Source organism: Dictyobacter sp. Z7_2 (assembly GCF_057551105.1).
The window spans coordinates 1,233,340-1,249,265 of the sequence record NZ_BAAJPE010000001.1 but is presented as its reverse complement, the minus strand read 5'-3'; the positions used below and the strand labels follow the sequence as shown (position 1 = coordinate 1,249,265).

General features: G+C 51.1%; 15 protein-coding genes. 7 read left to right on the top strand and 8 right to left on the bottom strand.

Going from position 1 to position 15,926, the window contains the following annotated elements:
- The first annotated feature begins 248 nt into the window (after positions 1–248).
- The 5 genes from AC27N8_RS04705 to AC27N8_RS04685 all read left to right on the top strand — a co-directional run bounded on the left by AC27N8_RS04705 (position 249) and on the right by AC27N8_RS04685 (position 6,521).
- Positions 249–1,184 carry a DMT family transporter gene (locus AC27N8_RS04705; RefSeq protein ID WP_487064459.1) on the top strand — a complete coding sequence of 312 codons (936 nt, stop codon included), beginning with the start codon at positions 249–251 and terminating at the stop codon, positions 1,182–1,184.
- Between the two features lie 717 nt (positions 1,185–1,901).
- The gene (locus tag AC27N8_RS04700; RefSeq protein WP_487064457.1) at positions 1,902–3,593 is read left to right on the top strand and encodes a hypothetical protein; all 1,692 of its coding nucleotides are present in this window, start codon (positions 1,902–1,904) and stop codon (positions 3,591–3,593) included.
- 128 nt (positions 3,594–3,721) lie between these two features.
- Positions 3,722–4,312 (top strand): Clp protease N-terminal domain-containing protein, encoded by a 591-nt coding sequence (locus AC27N8_RS04695; protein WP_487064455.1) that lies wholly within the window; start codon positions 3,722–3,724, stop codon positions 4,310–4,312.
- A gap of 87 nt (positions 4,313–4,399) precedes the next feature.
- Complete coding sequence (locus tag AC27N8_RS04690; RefSeq protein WP_487064453.1) at positions 4,400–5,197, top strand: class I SAM-dependent methyltransferase; 798 nt, start codon at positions 4,400–4,402, stop codon at positions 5,195–5,197.
- Between the two features lie 301 nt (positions 5,198–5,498).
- Complete coding sequence (locus tag AC27N8_RS04685; protein ID WP_487064451.1) at positions 5,499–6,521, top strand: medium chain dehydrogenase/reductase family protein; 1,023 nt, start codon at positions 5,499–5,501, stop codon at positions 6,519–6,521.
- An 11-nt stretch (positions 6,522–6,532) separates the two neighbouring features.
- Here AC27N8_RS04685 and AC27N8_RS04680 read toward each other — a convergent pair whose 3' ends face one another.
- The 5 genes from AC27N8_RS04680 to AC27N8_RS04660 form a co-directional block, all read right to left on the bottom strand.
- Positions 6,533–7,264, bottom strand: coding sequence for a glucose 1-dehydrogenase (locus AC27N8_RS04680; protein WP_487064449.1), 732 nt, complete (start codon positions 7,262–7,264; stop codon positions 6,533–6,535).
- Positions 7,265–7,293: 29 nt separating this feature from the next.
- A complete protein-coding gene (locus AC27N8_RS04675) occupies positions 7,294–8,535 on the bottom strand; it encodes a hypothetical protein (RefSeq protein ID WP_487064447.1) in 1,242 nt (413 codons plus the stop codon).
- 259 nt (positions 8,536–8,794) lie between these two features.
- Positions 8,795–10,342 (bottom strand): tetratricopeptide repeat protein, encoded by a 1,548-nt coding sequence (locus AC27N8_RS04670; RefSeq protein WP_487064445.1) that lies wholly within the window; start codon positions 10,340–10,342, stop codon positions 8,795–8,797.
- 155 nt (positions 10,343–10,497) lie between these two features.
- The gene (locus AC27N8_RS04665; RefSeq protein WP_487064443.1) at positions 10,498–12,024 is read right to left on the bottom strand and encodes a sensor histidine kinase; all 1,527 of its coding nucleotides are present in this window, start codon (positions 12,022–12,024) and stop codon (positions 10,498–10,500) included.
- The gene (locus AC27N8_RS04660) at positions 12,021–12,713 is read right to left on the bottom strand and encodes a response regulator (RefSeq protein WP_487064441.1); all 693 of its coding nucleotides are present in this window, start codon (positions 12,711–12,713) and stop codon (positions 12,021–12,023) included. Before AC27N8_RS04660 ends, AC27N8_RS04665 begins: the two co-directional genes overlap by 4 nt.
- Before the next feature lie 217 nt (positions 12,714–12,930).
- Here AC27N8_RS04660 and AC27N8_RS04655 point away from each other — a divergent pair, with 217 nt between their 5' ends.
- Both AC27N8_RS04655 and AC27N8_RS04650 read left to right on the top strand, forming a co-directional pair.
- On the top strand, positions 12,931–13,320 hold the full coding sequence (locus AC27N8_RS04655) for a hypothetical protein (RefSeq protein ID WP_487064439.1): 390 nt from the start codon (positions 12,931–12,933) through the stop codon (positions 13,318–13,320).
- A gap of 26 nt (positions 13,321–13,346) precedes the next feature.
- Positions 13,347–13,730 (top strand): cupredoxin domain-containing protein, encoded by a 384-nt coding sequence (locus AC27N8_RS04650; protein ID WP_487064437.1) that lies wholly within the window; start codon positions 13,347–13,349, stop codon positions 13,728–13,730.
- A gap of 83 nt (positions 13,731–13,813) precedes the next feature.
- Here the strand turns inward: AC27N8_RS04650 and AC27N8_RS04645 are convergent, their stop codons facing one another.
- Genes AC27N8_RS04645 through AC27N8_RS04635 form a run of 3 tightly spaced genes read right to left on the bottom strand, consistent with a single transcriptional unit; the run spans position 13,814 to position 15,915 of the window.
- Positions 13,814–14,134 carry a MazG nucleotide pyrophosphohydrolase domain-containing protein gene (locus AC27N8_RS04645; protein ID WP_487064435.1) on the bottom strand — a complete coding sequence of 107 codons (321 nt, stop codon included), beginning with the start codon at positions 14,132–14,134 and terminating at the stop codon, positions 13,814–13,816.
- Between the two features lie 23 nt (positions 14,135–14,157).
- Complete coding sequence (locus AC27N8_RS04640; protein WP_487064433.1) at positions 14,158–14,832, bottom strand: HAD family hydrolase; 675 nt, start codon at positions 14,830–14,832, stop codon at positions 14,158–14,160.
- Positions 14,833–14,877: 45 nt separating this feature from the next.
- Complete coding sequence (locus tag AC27N8_RS04635; RefSeq protein ID WP_487064431.1) at positions 14,878–15,915, bottom strand: LacI family DNA-binding transcriptional regulator; 1,038 nt, start codon at positions 15,913–15,915, stop codon at positions 14,878–14,880.
- Positions 15,916–15,926 lie beyond the last annotated feature (11 nt).

The window sequence follows — 15,926 nt, the reverse complement described above, 5'->3', positions numbered from 1 at the left end:
TCGTTTTGCTAGAAGGGTTCCTCCTGAAAGCAGGAGAAACCTGACTGCACTCTACCATAGAGAATGAAAAGAGGAAATAACCCACTCTGGCTATAGGGAACCTTTTCCTTTGTAAACACTTCTCAGAAAGTGGCTTGCTGGTCTGAATGAGAGGATTTGAGCTGGTTGTCATTGTGATTGAGATGATCTATGATGGGAGGGCATATTTATGGATGTGAATGTAACGCCGCCAGTATGAGGGGATATCTATGCCACACACGAAACGATGGCTTTTCGACCTGATCTTGCTGAGTATTGCCTGTAGCTGGGGACTAACTTTTGTGCTGGTCCAGGATGCGATCGTTTTGCTCCCCCCTCTAACCTTTCTGGCGTTACGTTTTGGGCTGGCTGCACTGCTCCTTTTTATCTTTGCTACCAGTACGCGCAAAACTGATACTCGGATGATTCCATTGCGTACCCTGGGTCGTGGCATCATCTTAGGCTGTATCCTTTTCGCAGGCTATGGACTACAAACCTTTAGTCTGTTGTATACCACCTCAGGTAAATCAGGCTTCTTGACGGGCTTATCCGTCACGCTGATACCACTTTTGGCGTGGCTGATTCTTCGTACGCGTCCCAATGTAGCCTCGCTGTGTGGAGTGGGTGTCGCGACTATCGGACTCTATCTACTGGCCTTCGTGAATTTTAGCCAGATTAATCCGGGCGATGTGCTGGCCTTTTTCTGCTCGATTGCCTTTGCTTTACAGATCATCTATACCGACAAATTTTCAGATCGTACTTCGCTCAACGACCTGGTCGTGATCCAGCTAGCCACCGTTGCCTGTCTGAGCGTCCTGGCAGGCTTGATCTTCGAGCCCTGGCAACATATATTTACCAGCGATCTGCTCTTACGGCCGCCTGTCTTGCTGGCACTGCTTGTAACCGCCGTGGTCGCTACAGCCTTCGCTTTCATCGCACAGACCCACATTCAGCGCTACAGTACCCCGACGAGAGTAGCGCTTATTTTTGCCACAGAGCCTATCTTTGCTGCCCTGGCCGACTATATCTGGAATGGACATAGCCTGGGCGTACGAGGCCTGATTGGATGTGCACTTATCCTGAGTGGGACGCTACTGACAGAGATCAGGCTTCCTCTTAACTATCCACCTCGACGAGTTTGGAAAGATCCCTCTCATAATACATGATATTGGTTATCGTTCTCATGATTTTCCTCCACCTGATGTTACGTGCCTATCTTTTGGGTTATATCTTCAAAGATGTGCTGGAGTTTCTCTATGTGCGTCTACATCATGTCAGCAAATAATGAAATGACAGCGCATTGCACCGTTTCTGTCAGATTTGTGTCTATTTTGATGTCTCTATTAATGTAAGCTATCTTAGAGATCGATCACCGAGGAATTAACTCGATAAGTTGAGTTCGCTCTTGTATTTCTTGAGAGGATATTCTTTAAGCGAGACAATTGATTTGTGTGCCTGTATGTGTTATTCCGATAATGCATGGTATTGCGTAAAAATTACCTATGAGTAGTATAATTTTTACTGCTATTGTATCAAAAAGCATTTCATCATAACCATACAAAGGAATAGTCGTTCATTTTGATATAAGAGGGATTGATCTCGATGTTGAGAAAGGATTTTCATAGTATGAAAATATCTATTGTTTTCATTTATCGTATCCATTTCTTTTCTCTAAGATGTGGTCTATTTTGCATCAACCCCACTCCCGGTTTGACACGTAGTTCTTCCTCATGAGTTTTTTTCGACGTGAGCCGGAAGTTTGTGGCAGGAAAATAATCCTGCGTGGTTGGTCTGTCCTTGTGAAAAACCTGGGTATTCACTGTTGTGCACCTTTTAGGCGCAAGGGTCAGAAGAAAATGTAATAGAGGAGAGGAAACAATTCTATGCAGAATGGTGAGAAGTCCGCTGCCGGACTCAATCTTAGGAACAACAGGTCCAATCCCGAACTCAGACGCAGTCAACAAGGTGGGTCTGCCACCGAACTCGGACACGGTGGTCCTCAAAGCAGTCCCACTCCCAGTCTGGATGTGATCCGGATGAGATCGGGCGGCGAGGATGCCGAACGCATTTCCCATGCCTCATCAGAAATTGTTCGGCAGGGTTCGTTGAGGGGGTCCGATGTAGGACGAGGTCTTCAAAGCAATTCCACTTCCCGACTAGATGTTCTTCGGGATGACCAACTGAGTATACGCGATGTTGAACGCGGTCACCCAGGCAGGTCTACTCCCGAACTCAGACGCGGTCACCCAAGCAATTCTACTTCCAGGCTAGATGTGGCCCCGATTACATCGGGTAGTGATGATGCCCACAGCAGTTCTCCTACCCGACCAGAAATTGTCCTGCAGGGGCCGTCGAGGGTGCCCGATGTAGGACGCAGCCTCTCAGGCGGGTCCAATCCCGAACTCGGACGTGGTCGTCAAAGTGGTTCCACTCCCCGACTAGACGTTCTCCGGGACAGCTGGATGAGGACGCCCGATGTAGGACGCAGTCTCCCAAGCGGGTCCACTTTCAACCCGGATGTGATCCCGATGAGATCGTTGTCGACTGATGCCGAATTTGGACCCAATTTCCGAAGCAGTTCCCCTACCCCACCAGAAATTGTTCGGCAGGGTTCGTCGAGGAGGCCCGAGGTTGGATCTGAACGTCAGCGTGTGACATTAGCTTCTACACAAAATGAGATGCGAACGACCTATAGTCCTCTCCACCAGACAAGTGGCATGAGTGAATGGAGTGGAGGTACGCCCGAAACGTCCAGATCCGAGGCTGGCCAGGGAAGCGTTCAAGAGGCATTAAGGAGAGAAGAACGAATTTCACCTAGAGTAAGACGGCAGGCAATAAACCGGAAGGCGTTATATGGTGGCCAGTCTGCTCTGGATCTCTATGGCATAGAGCCCTCTACCTCTCGTCGCTCACTTGATCGCCCACGTTTGGACCTATCGAGCACTACCGAACTCCCCACAGCCAGTACGTCTGCAAAAACACCATATGAGCGGGTTGAGCAATTACATAATTTGGTGGGAGAATCACTAGGCTATGTTGATTTGCCCGAAGCAAAGACATGGCGAAACCGCACTGTGATGGAAAACGTTGCCGCAGCAGGGAGGTGGGCTTTTTCACATCCGGAGTACTCGGAGGATCAAAAGATGCATCAATGTCTTACAGATGTGGATAAGATCTTGCAAAAAGGGATGAATGATCTTCGTACGCAACCGCCTGAAGCTCAAGAAAAAACCTGGGTTAATACGCTTCGCTCAATAGAGCGTGCGGTTCGAAGAGCATCGCAGACCGGAGCCGGTGACGTCGTCTTTAATCTTGGTGTAGCAGCTGTAAATAATACTCTTGCTTCAGCTATCGCCAAAGAATGGCTCTGGTCAGGCTTCGGAGGAGGTTTCGCTGCTTCATACCTTGCGAATGGTGCAGCCTCCTGGGTATCACAGCGGACCGGTGGCGAGATCAAACCATATGTTGTAGGTGTTCAAACTCTGGTTGGGCAAGCCGTCACTATCGCTGTTGTCTTAGGGTCGCGCAGTGGCTCTCACGCTAACTCTACCTCCACCGCGCACTCAGGCTCCTAAAGAACTGATCAAAAGAAGATGCCTTCTTGACAGTGTGGTATTTACGGTGGTAAGCTAGAGAGCAGATTACCACCGTAAATACCACACTTTTTGTTCGGAAAAGAGGAGACTGAGAAAGGTACATTTTTATGCCATCCAGCAAAGATCGTCAGCGTATCGAAGTTCCAGTCTATTTCTACGAGCAGGTGGCGAAGATCGCCGAGACGGAGGATCGCACAGTTACAAGTGTCCTCACGCAACTGCTGTTTCAAGCTTTAAAGGACTATCAGCCGACATGGATACCCAGCAAACATCTTGGTCGCTTTAATGGGCGTGCCCAGCATGTTCTCACGCTTGCCCGCGAGGAGGCGCAGTCCTTCAATCATCAATACATCGGGACCGAGCATCTACTAGCCGGTTTATTGCGCGAACAGGAGGGCCTTGCATCTCTGGCTCTAGAAAAATTGGGCGTAGCACTTGATCCTGTCAGGGCTGCTATTGAAGAGAAAATTGGGCGTAGCGACCAACCTGCTCAGGAGGAGATAGACTACGTGCCGCGAGCGCGCAAAGTGCTCTCACTGGCGCTGGATGAGGCGGAGCGGCAGGGAAGTGCTTATGTGCGTACCGAGCATATCCTCCTGGGCATTGTACGCGATGGCGGTGGAGTCGGTGCGGATATTCTCGACACGCTTGGGGTTTTGGGAAAGGTACGCGCTCAGATTTTTGAGCTTCTTGGTTAGCTCTTTATTTACTTAAAACGAAGCAAAGATGACGCTTTCATCCAGCTTTGTCTGGACATGCGTCAGGAAAAGGAAGGAGAAAACAACATGCCAGAGACCAGTGAATTTTGGACTGGCAAAGCCACCAGCTACGATCGGGCACGCCCGACGCCGCCCCCGGCTTTGCTCGACCTGCTGACGCAGTTGATTCACCAACCGCATCCAGCTCTCGTAGTAGACCTGGGGAGCGGAACCGGACTATCCACCGCGCTCTGGGGGGAGCGGGCACAGCAGGTGATCGGGATTGAGCCCAATGACGACATGCGCAAAGAGGCCATCCATAAAATGGAGGGATATCCCTACGCAGCACATATCGACTATCGAGAGGGAGTAGCTCAGCAGACGAGCCTGCCCGACGGATGCGCCGATATCGTCACTGCTGCCCAATCCTTCCACTGGATGGAGCCGACGGCGACCCTGGCCGAGATTGCTCGGATTCTACGTCCCGGCGGACTCTTTGCCGCCTATGATTATGATTGGCCTCCTACCATCCATTGGGAACTTGATCTGGCTGCCCAGGAGGTCGGTCGGCGCTTAGTGGCGCTTGTCGGGGAGCGTGGGATGGCTACTCAGGATATAAATATCTGGCCGAAGGACAGGCATCTTGACCGCATGCGCGGGAGCGCTCACTTCCGCTTCACCCGTGAGGTATTGCTTCATCATATCGAGCAGGGAGATGCGACGCGGTTCTTTGAGATGATGCAAAGTAATGCGTTCAGCGGTCAATTTCAGTTCACCGATCAGGAGCTTGGCCTTGATCTCCTCCGCAGCGTCGTGCACCAAACTTTTGGGTCTGAATCTATCCCCTGGTACGTAAGTTACCGCGTCCGGATCGGGATCAAGTGAATGTAATGCTATTTTCTGTTCATGTTCAATAGTGAACACTTAGTGTACTTGTGTTCGACAACTTCAGCACGTTCATTTTCGCTTGCTTCAACTATCTCTGTATTGTACACTAGGGCAGTCATATAAAGTGAACAAAATGTTCATTAGTGACTGCTCTGTCAGCAAGTATAGCACGTCCGTGTCCGCCTTGAAAAGGCTGTCTCAGCCCTTTCTTTTTCTGTGACGTTTGGCATGAGGTGGAATATCCTTTGGCAGCAGAGCAGAGAACAGCGTTTGAAGAATATTGAAAGGGAGACAGACAATGAAATATAGTCATGTGCTAGTTACACGTTTTGGGGAACCTGCCGATGCATTTCAGATGGTGGAAGACGATCTTCCTGAGCCCGGTGAAGGCCAGGTGAGAGTCAAAATTTTGGCCACGGGCGTTGCCTATGCTGACATAATGATGCGCTGCGGAGTCAATCCTGAAAAGCCTCGACTCCCGTTCACCCCAGGCTATGATATGGTCGGCATAATTGATGCCATGGGACCAGGAGTAAAAGCGTTTTCACCGGGGCAGATAGTGGCTGCACTTACCACTGTTGGAAGTTATAGTCAATACATCTGTCTCTCAGCCAGGGATCTTGTGGGCGTTCCGCAAGGCGTTGATCCAGTCGAAGCAAGCTGTTTGCCCCTGAATTATCTCACTGCCTATCAGCTCCTCCATCGCGTAGCGAACGTCAAGCCGGGAGAGCGCATTCTCGTCTATGGGGCCGCTGGTGGGGTTGGAACGGCCCTGCTTCAATTAGGCAGGCTCGCCGGACTCCAGGTTTATGGCACCGCTTCTACCTCAAAGCAGAGACTTCTCACGGAGCTAGGGGCAACTGCGCTCGATTATACGAAAGAGGATGTGGTTGCACGGGTACGTGCGTTGACAGGAGGTGGTGTGGATGCGGTTTTTGATGGTATTGGTGGTGCTCACCTTACCCAGTCATCTCAAGCTCTGCGCAGAGGGGGACGACTCGTCTCGTATGGGCTATCCTCAATTCCTGCTGATGCCACTCCTATTGGAGCGCTTGTCCGCTTTATGGTTCCGCATGTGCTGCGTATTACCCTGTTGTCGGTTTTGCCGAATGGGAAGCGGGTAAGTCTCTACGGGGTCAAGATCAAGAAGTATTCAGTGTGGATACGAGAAGATCTGGGTGTGCTTCTTGATCTGCTCTCACAAGGCAAAATCGCTCCTATTATTGGGAAGCGTTTGCCCCTTCAAGAGGTTGTAACAGCTCATGAGTTGCTCGAGCATGGACAGGTGCAGGGGAAATTAGTCTTGCTTCCCAACTCATGAGCTGGCAGGATTTAATTCGCCAGGAAGCCGCCATCGATGGGGAGCATGACGCCATTGATCATAGCGGCCTCTGCGCTCAGGAGATAGGCGACGGCATGAGCGATATCCAGCGGCTGAGCGAAGTGACCGAGAGGAATCCGAGCCTGCATTGGAGCGCTCTTTTTTGGATCGCTCCATGCCATCTCGCCCATGGGAGTCATCGTGACGGTCGGGTTGACTGCGTTGACGCGGATCTGATGAGGTCCAAGCTCAAGCGCCATCACGCGTGTCAACTGATCGATGCCTCCTTTGGAGGCGCAATACGCGGCATGATCGACGAGTCCTACCATTGACGATTGCGACGAGACATTGACAATTGCGCCGCCTTCTCCTCGACGTATCATACCGCGAGCGATTACCTGAGAGATGATCAATGCGGCACGGACGTTGACTGCCATCGTGGCGTCGAACGCCTCGACGGTGGTATCCAGGAACGATTGGGGGATCGAGATGCCGGCATTATTCACCAGCAGATGAATCTCGCCCGCACGCAGAGCAGCCTCGCGTGCGGCCTCCGCATCGGCCAGATCGGCCACAATCGTCTCGCATGCGATCTCCTGAGCCAGACTGCTCAGATCGGCCTTGGAGCGGCTAAGTGCCACGACGGTTGCTCCATACTGTGCTAAGGCGCGAGCGATTTCGCGTCCGATACCTTTGCCTGCTCCGGTTACCAGAGCCCGTTTTTGTTCAAAGCGAATCTGCATAGCTATCTGCTCTCTTCACTCTTCTCTGCCTATTTGTGAGAATAGGCCGGCTTGTCGTATGATGGCTTTTCTGGATTGCCTGGATTAAAGTGCTTGAGGATCACCAGTGGCTCACAGGTGCTGTGATTGGTAATCTTTACGCCCCTGGAGGCAGCATCCAGAGTCACAAAGAACTCATCCTCGCTCATCTCGTGGAAGCGCAGCAGCGATGGTGATGAAATATGGTAGCTGCCGAACGATCCATATCCCTGGACACAGATCAGGCCATAGGCGGCGGCGTCTTTGATCGTGACCGTCGAGCCAGGATAGATTGTTAATTCTTTGGCGCTGAAATCGTCACTTCCATAGGTGATCCAGTTTTCATGATAGCCTGCGGCAGACATTTCAGCGGCTGGATGTGCTGGAATGGGCTCTGTGTAATAGTGTTTTTTGAATTCTGGATCAACATTTGCTTCCCAATCCAGCATACTTACCAGATACTCATAGTCATCCCACTTGTCTCGGGGGACATCTTTGACCAGCAGGGCGCGATCGATCACTTGATAATCGGCAATCAGTGATTGCCACATAGAGAGCACATCGCTGGCGCGTTGCGGCTCGTAGGTACAAAATGTCCCTGGCGCATGGAGGATGCCGGGAGGCACATTCCAGCCGGTACCGGGCGTCAGGCGATACGCCTTCGAGAGCGCTAAAATGCCGTTGTCGCCTTTATCCCAGTTCTTCAGACAATCGATCACCTGCTCCTGCGTCGTACCGGGCTCCAGGCCAAAGAACGTATAGGGATAGGTATCGAGGGCAAAATTATATTGAGGCGGAAAATAATAGGCTTCAGGCTTACCGATGCGTCCAACTTTTGCGGCGTACTCGTCGCTTTGATGCATATGATGGGGGAGGGGATACATATTATCAAAGAATTTACTATACATCACCCAGCCGCCATAGCGCTCAATCGCCTCCTTGCCAAGAAATTCTTTGCCCATTAAGCCGATTGCATCGAGCAATGTCACTTTTTGCCCGGCGACATACACATAGCTCAAGCCCTCATCGTCGCGTGTTAAGGGACCATTGTCCGCTTTCACCGTCGAGGCAAACCAGCGCTCGTCGATGCCTCCTCGCTGGCCGCCAAAGGCGTAAAGATCCTGGGGATGGAGGCGAAGACGCCGTCCAGGCACACAGAAAGCACGCGGTACCCAGTTCGGCATCAGACGCACAATGCCTTCACCGGTCTCCAGTGCCTGGCGCACGAGACTTATAACATGCTGATCAGTCATCACTAGCTCCTTTGCTTTCCCGGATGGGATTCTTCTTGAACTGAACAGGTGCTGCTTTCCATGCTACTGGCGGGGGGATAAATAGAGAAGCTCTGTTTCCAGTCTTTTATCCTAAAATATGGAAGCAGTATCAGGCAGTGTACCTTGTGGTTTCCTGCCTGTCAAGAGTACTTCGCTGCTTGGGTGCGCTTCATTTTTTGCAGCAAGAGGTCAAGCGTGCGACGTTACGGTGTCCTTGCTTCGCTCGACCTCTTGCTGCTCAGACGTAGCCGAGTTTGCACGCTTTTTGATAGGCTGCAAGTGCCTGATTATAGCGCTGAAGGTTCTTGAGCGTGATGCTCATATTATAATAGGCTGTGGCATCTTTGGGATTGAGCTGGAGAGCTTGTTTGTATGCGTTGAGGGCCTCGTCGAAGCGTTCCAGATTGTTGAGTACTCCGCCCATATTCTGATAGGTATCGGCGTCATTGGGATCAATCAGTGCGGCCCGTTGATAAGCGCCGAGTGCTTCGTTGTAGCGTTGGAGGTTGGATAGGATGATGCCCATATTATAGTAGGCTGTGGCGTTGTCGGGATCGAGCTTGATGGCCTGCTTGCAGGCATCGAGAGCTTCGTTATGGCGTCCAAGATTTGCTAAAGTGATGCCCATGTTGCGGTAGGCGGTGGGATAAGCGGGATCGAGCTTGAGCGCGTGCTTGTAAGCGTCGAGGGCCTCGTCATGGCGCTGAAGGTTACTGAGGATGAGTCCCATTTTATGGTAAGCTCCGGCGCTGTCAGGATCGAGACGGATTGATTGCTGGCAGGCGTCGAGAGCTTCGTCGTAGCGTTGGAGATCATCTAAAATGATACTCATGTTCTGATAGGCTAAAGAGTAGTTGGGATCAAGCTGAAGCGTCTGTCGATAGGCGTCGAGTGCTTCGTCATAGCGTTCCAGATTACTCAGGGCGATGGCCAGATTATAGTAGAAATTGGCATTTTGAGAGTCAAGTTCAAGGGAATGCCGATAGGCGTCGAGAGCCTCGTTATGGCGTCCGAGATCATCGAGGGCATTGCCGATATTTTGGTACGCCTGGGCTATGTTTGGGTCGATCTGAATGGTCTTTTGATAGGCGTCGAGGGCTTCGTCATAGCGCTTCAAGTGATAAAGTACGATGCCGATCGCATGGTGGATAGTAGCGTCTGCGGGGTCGATGCGTAGCGCCTGTTGATAGATGTCGAGGGCTTCATCATAGCGCTGGAGGGCGTTAAAGACATCGCCGATATTCTGGTAGGCTTCAGTGATCGTTGCATCGATTTGAAGAGCGTGCCTGTAAGCGTCGAGGGCCTCATCATAGCGCTGGAGGTTATACAATATCCCCCCCATATTAAGGTAAACAAAAGCATCATCGTGATCGAGCTGAATGGCCTGACGATAGGCATCGAGAGCCTCGTCGTAGCATTGTAAGTGGTTGAGGATGTTTCCTCTGTGCTGGTAGAGGCGCGCACTGCTGGATTCGAGGTGGAGAGCCTGCTGGCAAGCGTCAAGAGCCTCATCGTAGCGCTCCAGATTATTGAGCATGACGCTCATATTATAATAACAAAAAGGATCATTGGGATCGAGGCGAATCGCGTGCTGGTAAGCTTCAAGGGCCTCATCATAGCGCTGAAGCTCATCGAGGACATTGCCTATATTCTGATAGGCTGATGCGTAATCTGGATCTAACTGAAGCGCGTGTTGATATGCTACGAGGGCTGCTTCGTATTGCTGCTGTTCACTAGAAGCATTGCCTTCAGCAATCCATGCGGTTTTGTCTTTTGCTACTGACATGTATTATCCTTGTGAAACTCATTTTTCCGGACCTGCACTGATTCTAACATAGAGATGAATTGAACCGTAGGGCTTTGTATGCATGCAGGTACAATATTCCTAGCGTTTTGCCACCAGGACCTATGAGGTTGAGTTCTTGCAAGGAGGGGCAAAGTCTAGAGAACTTCTTGCACAATCCGTCGGTAGGACGCTGCACTGGAGGTCGGGCGTGCACTATTATGCTTGAGAGGAAAGCGTATTTCAAAGCTTGAGCCCTCATGTAGCTTACTTTTCACGTCGATTTCACCAGCGTGCGCTTGTACAATCCATTGCACAATCGAGAGACCCAGTCCAGTGCCTCCAGGCTCCTGCGTACTTGCCATTTCATGAGCGTGCTCCTGCTCATTGTGTGAACGCGCTTTGTCTACGCGATAGAAGCGATCGAAGAGATAGGGAAGATGTTCTGCTGCGATGCCAGGACCATCGTCCTGGATACGAATCACGCCCCATGCATCCGGCTGCTTTGCCAGCTCGATATGCACGCGGGTGCCGACGCCACGCGTATATTTAATCGCGTTTTCGACCAGATTCATAATCATCCGATCTAGATAACGTCGATCGCCATCGATCAGGAGCTCTGGTAGCTCGCCCGTTGAAAGTATAATGTCGTTTTGTCTGGCTAATCGCAGCAGGCGCTCGACGCTGGCAAGCGTAATATCGCTCAAGTCGACCTCTTCATGACATAGCGTGAGCTGTCCGGTATCGGCGCGTGCCAGCAGCAGCAGGCTATTAATGATAGTAGCCATCTGCTTGTTTTCCGTCTGCACTACGTCCAGGACTTGTTGATACTCTTCAACAGTGCTGAGTTGGGTGATGGCTCGATTGATCTCTAGCTCGATGATTGTCAGTGGTGTGCGTAATTCGTGGCTGGCGTCGGCTGTGAATTGTGTCTGTCGCTTGAAGGCAGCGTCGAGGCGATCGAGCATCTGATCGAAGGTGGTGGCCAACTCACCAAACTCATCCTGGCGCTTCAGATTTAAACGGCGGCGCAGATCGGTCGCATTGATCTCTTTTGCCGTTCGCGTGATCATCATGACCGGACGCAGTGTCTTGCCAGCCAGCCAATAGCCGCAGAGAGCTGCCAGCAGCAATCCCATGATGCCATGAAAGAGCCAGATCAGCAGCACAGAGACGACGAATTCTTTTTGTAGACCAATGATTAAGATGGCAATGCGTGCATCCTTGTTGAAGATCGGCGTGATCAGCACGCGATAATTCTGATCCAGACCGTGCCAGCCATTAGCGTGCGTTTGTGGGATGGCGAGATCAAATGTTGGTTGGCTGTTCCCCGCTCTGATCTGCAATTGTTGCACAACGCTGTCTGGGAGTGGACCACGCTTGTCCAGAATAGAGGTATCGGGACGTATCAACAGGACAAACTCGGTTGAGGAGAGCTTTTCTGCCTGGCTGGTTGGATGTTGACCGGTCAGGAGAGCCTGCCTATAGTCAGGACTTAGCTGCTGCGCTTCCTGATATAACTGTGTCTCCAATCGGCTATCCGAGGCTCCGGTATTGAGGAATGTCTGTGTGGCGTAGAGGCCACCACTGAATAAGATCATGATGAGGGCGATGATGGCCAGATTCCACATCGTCAGGCGTGCTCGGACGCTGGCTTTGAAGGGATGAGATACATGCAACTTCATGACGGCACCTGCTTCTTTGGGGGCAAGGCCAGCCGATAGCCAATCCCGCGAATCGTCGCCAGCAGCTTGACTTCAAATGGATCGTCGATTTTCCTGCGCAGACGACGGACATAGACATCAATCACATTCGAGCTGCACTCAAAATCATAGTTCCAGATATGCTGCTCGATCATCTCACGCGTCACGACCTGATTGGCATGGTACATAAAATACTCCAGCAACGCAAACTCTTTTGGAGTCAAATCGAGAGAAGATCCTTGCCGCTCAGCGTCATGGGCAATCGGATCAACGCGGAGATCGCCCATCTCTAATCGCCCATTAGTGAAAGGATGATTGCGCCTCAGCAGAGCACGCAACCGCGCCAACAATTCGCTCATGGCAAATGGCTTGACCAGATAATCATCGGCCCCGCAATCCAGACCCTGTACGCGATCGCTCACGCTGTCGCGGGCTGTCAGCAGCAGGATCGGTGTCTGGATACGACGCTGGCGTAGCGCCTGGCACACCTCTAATCCATCTTTTTCTGGTAAGAGGATATCGAGGATAATCAGATCATATGGTGCTAACTCCGCCATATCCTGGCCCTCCTGTCCATCGTAGGCGCAATCGACGCTGTAACCCTCATGCGACAGATTTAGTTGCAGCGAATGGTTGAGACGATGGTTATCTTCGATCACAAGGATGCGCATAGGTAAGTCCTCTTCCCATGTATCTATAGGTCAGCTCAATCTACATTTCATCGGCAGCATCTTTTTCTCTGATTATCGCACAGCAAGATGACAAATTGATGACAAAAAAGATGAGAAAAGTTCATGTTTATGTCATCTAAACTGGCTACACTGAGGTCATGAATGCAAGGAGCAATAAACTATATGATAGAGATATTCAGGAGGTTCTTTACTCGTTATGCTGACACGAATTATACAGATAATCTTAGGCATTGCAGGTTTGGGTGCTTTGCTGCTTGGATTAGCATTTTGGATCGCCCAGATTAACTTGATTAATCTGCATATGCTTTTCGGTCTGATTGTCGCTCTTACTTTGTTGACTATGAGTATTATTGCACTGAGCACCAGAGGCATGAGAATATGGGGCATCGTAGGAGTTGTCTATGCGCTGATCTTGCCAATCTTTGGCATGACACAATCCAACATACTGATTGGTAGCCTGCACTGGCTGATCCAGACGCTTCATCTGCTTGTAGGTATCGGTGCGCTCATCCTGACTGGCCTGATGAGTGCTCGCTACGCCACAGCTAAACGGACGATGATGAGTTCTACTGTTGCCAGAACTTAAGTAGTCTGCAAGAAGAGAAATTGAATATGAAAAGATTATATATAGTGTGCGCCCTATGTATCATGGCAACGTTATTTATCGTTGCTTGTAATGCAAGTGCAACAGATGCTAATTCGGCCAGTAATCAGGTCCATATGAACGACACCGACTTTGTACAAACATCGATTACCATCAAAAAAGGGGAGAGTATCACACTGACCTCTGACACATTTATTGCGCACACGATCTCCAATGGCACATGGAAAAATGGGACGCCCGCTGCTGCTCGCGAGTCGGGCGCTCCCAGGATTGACAATGTCGCGGTTGCTGGCAACAGCTCCATGACCATTGGACCTTTTCCACAAGCTGGAACATATGAACTTTACTGTACCATTCATCAAGGCATGAGCCTTGCTGTTATCGTTCAATAGCGCTGTCGGCTTGTATGTAATATTGTTTAGAGGAGTATCGCGCCGCGTGCAAGCTTGTTAGAATAACGTTCGGCGAAGTCGAGCTACTGCCATGTTCTTTGAGCATTGATGTTTTCTTTCTCGCGAAAGGCTTTTTCTAGATCGACTTCAAAGAAGTTCGCCAGATCCAGAAGATAGCTCAAGACGTCGGCGAACTCTTCTTCGAGCTCAAATTTTTTGTGTTTGGCCGTTTCCTGATAGAGTCCCTGTGTGTTGCGGATCGCCTTGGCGAGTTCTCCAACTTCTTCCGTGAAGAGCAGGAACTTTTCGGCATACGTATCCTTTGTCCAGCCGCGTTCTTTGCAGACGGCATCAAGATAGTGTTGTAGTTCTGGGAGTGTTGCATGTGCGGGTAAATTAGCCATGGATGTGTTTCTCTTTTCTGCTACTAGAAATGGATACGTAGATCCGTAAAGGCGGACAATGTCATGAGCCGTTCTGTGTTGCTCTGCTCGACCTCTTCGTGTTCCAGGCTCCAGGTATCAGGATGGGGGATATAGATCGCGTTGAGGCCAGCGGCCAGGGCCGGATTAATGTCGGAGCGTGGAGAGTTACCAATCATCCACGTCTGTTGCGGATCGGCCTGCAACTCTGTGACGACACGATGATATGTGTTAGTATCTTTTTCTGGGACGATCATGATCTGCTGAAACATCTCTTCGATGCCAGAGCGTTCGACCTTGAGCTTCTGCTCTTCGACGTCTCCTTTGGTGAGCAGGACAAGATTGTGGCGCGGCGATAAGTAGTCCAGCGTCTCCCTGACTCCCGCAATGAGCTGCAATGGATGTGTACGAATCTGTTCTCCGAATTGGCTCACCTGCTGAATATCCTCATCGCGCAGATCCTTTTCGGCCAGGCGGCGATAGGTTTCAATCAGGCTTCTGGTGAAATTGATTGATCCATAGCCCATCAGGCGCTCGACATCGTCGAGAACGGCGCGTACCTCGACCGGCGTGAGCCGGGAGTGGTTGAGAAATGTAATAAAGGCATGGATCGCTCGCTCAAAATAGACATTGTTCTCCCAAAGCGTGTCATCAGCATCGATCAAGAGGTGATACCTCATAGCTTATCCTTTCCCATGCTCCCATCCTGTCGCAGAGAGCCTTTGTTATATCTTCTCTCGTTTACTCGCCTGGATCTGCGAGGTGGAGGCCCGAATCATCAATTCAAGCGGAACGATGACCTGTGTGGGCATTTCATTCTTTTCCAGCATCTCTAGCATGAGCTTGGATGCTTGCTCTCCGATAGCTCGTGCTGGAATGGCGACCGTAGTTAATTCTGGATCAAGAATGTGTGCAATCACGCTATCATCAAAACTGACCACAGATAGATTATCTGGAATGGTGAGTTGGAGATCTCGCGCCGCTTTGTATGTGCCGACGGCTAGCACATCGCTGTCACAGACAAAGGCCGATGGCGGATCAGAACACGTCAGTACGCGCTGCGCAGCCTGGCGCGCGGCGGCGATCGTGAATGGTGCACGTGTCTGATAGGCTTCCACGATAGGAATTCCAGCCTTATCTAAAGAGTCGAGATAAGCCCGATGGCGCATATAAAAGCTCTCGGCATCCACGGAAGCGGCTAGATGAGCGATCCTCGTGTGTCCTAGCTGGAGCAGGTGCGTCATCGCGGTATGCATACCTGTCTCGATGTCCAACTGGAGCGATGGCAGTCCCGGGCTGGAGGCATCTACCAGGAGCGCTCTGCCCCGCAAAGCTGCCTGCTCCTTGAGCGTCGGCGGCTGCAAGGTACAGAAGAGAAAACCATCGACCGCCTGTGACGTGAGTGCATCAAGCACCACCGCCTGCCAATCCTGCTCATCGCGGATACTCGCCAGCATGACCGTATAGCCATACTGACGCGCCACTTGCTCCGCTCCCTGTAGTACGGCCGCAAAGTAGGGATTGCTTACATCTGGCACTGCTAGCGCGATACGATGAGATCTCCCCAGGCGCAGTGTCTGCGCTGCGCTATTGGGATGATAGCCGAGCTCCTGAGCCGCATGGAGGATGGCTTCTTGCGTTTTTTTGCCGACGCGTCCGCTCCCCTTACCTCCGAACACCAGCGAGACCGCTGACTGCGAAACTCCGGCGCGACGCGCCACATCAATGCTAGTCGCAGGAATATTTGACGCTTCTTTTTTCATCAGGCTTTCAT

Excerpts from the sequence above, each read along its gene's own strand:
- AC27N8_RS04685 (WP_487064451.1), top strand. The coding sequence starts at position 5,499 with ATGAAATATAGTCATGTGCTAGTTACACGTTTTGGGGAACCTGCCGAT.
- AC27N8_RS04640 (WP_487064433.1), bottom strand. The coding sequence starts at position 14,832 with ATGAGGTATCACCTCTTGATCGATGCTGATGACACGCTTTGGGAGAAC.
- AC27N8_RS04645 (WP_487064435.1), bottom strand. The coding sequence starts at position 14,134 with ATGGCTAATTTACCCGCACATGCAACACTCCCAGAACTACAACACTAT.
- AC27N8_RS04695 (WP_487064455.1), top strand. The coding sequence starts at position 3,722 with ATGCCATCCAGCAAAGATCGTCAGCGTATCGAAGTTCCAGTCTATTTC.
- AC27N8_RS04660 (WP_487064441.1), bottom strand. The coding sequence starts at position 12,713 with ATGCGCATCCTTGTGATCGAAGATAACCATCGTCTCAACCATTCGCTG.
- AC27N8_RS04665 (WP_487064443.1), bottom strand. The coding sequence starts at position 12,024 with ATGAAGTTGCATGTATCTCATCCCTTCAAAGCCAGCGTCCGAGCACGC.
- AC27N8_RS04705 (WP_487064459.1), top strand. The coding sequence starts at position 249 with ATGCCACACACGAAACGATGGCTTTTCGACCTGATCTTGCTGAGTATT.
- AC27N8_RS04655 (WP_487064439.1), top strand. The coding sequence starts at position 12,931 with ATGCTGACACGAATTATACAGATAATCTTAGGCATTGCAGGTTTGGGT.
- AC27N8_RS04635 (WP_487064431.1), bottom strand. The coding sequence starts at position 15,915 with ATGAAAAAAGAAGCGTCAAATATTCCTGCGACTAGCATTGATGTGGCG.
- AC27N8_RS04670 (WP_487064445.1), bottom strand. The coding sequence starts at position 10,342 with ATGTCAGTAGCAAAAGACAAAACCGCATGGATTGCTGAAGGCAATGCT.
- AC27N8_RS04690 (WP_487064453.1), top strand. The coding sequence starts at position 4,400 with ATGCCAGAGACCAGTGAATTTTGGACTGGCAAAGCCACCAGCTACGAT.
- AC27N8_RS04700 (WP_487064457.1), top strand. The coding sequence starts at position 1,902 with ATGCAGAATGGTGAGAAGTCCGCTGCCGGACTCAATCTTAGGAACAAC.
- AC27N8_RS04650 (WP_487064437.1), top strand. The coding sequence starts at position 13,347 with ATGAAAAGATTATATATAGTGTGCGCCCTATGTATCATGGCAACGTTA.
- AC27N8_RS04680 (WP_487064449.1), bottom strand. The coding sequence starts at position 7,264 with ATGCAGATTCGCTTTGAACAAAAACGGGCTCTGGTAACCGGAGCAGGC.
- AC27N8_RS04675 (WP_487064447.1), bottom strand. The coding sequence starts at position 8,535 with ATGACTGATCAGCATGTTATAAGTCTCGTGCGCCAGGCACTGGAGACC.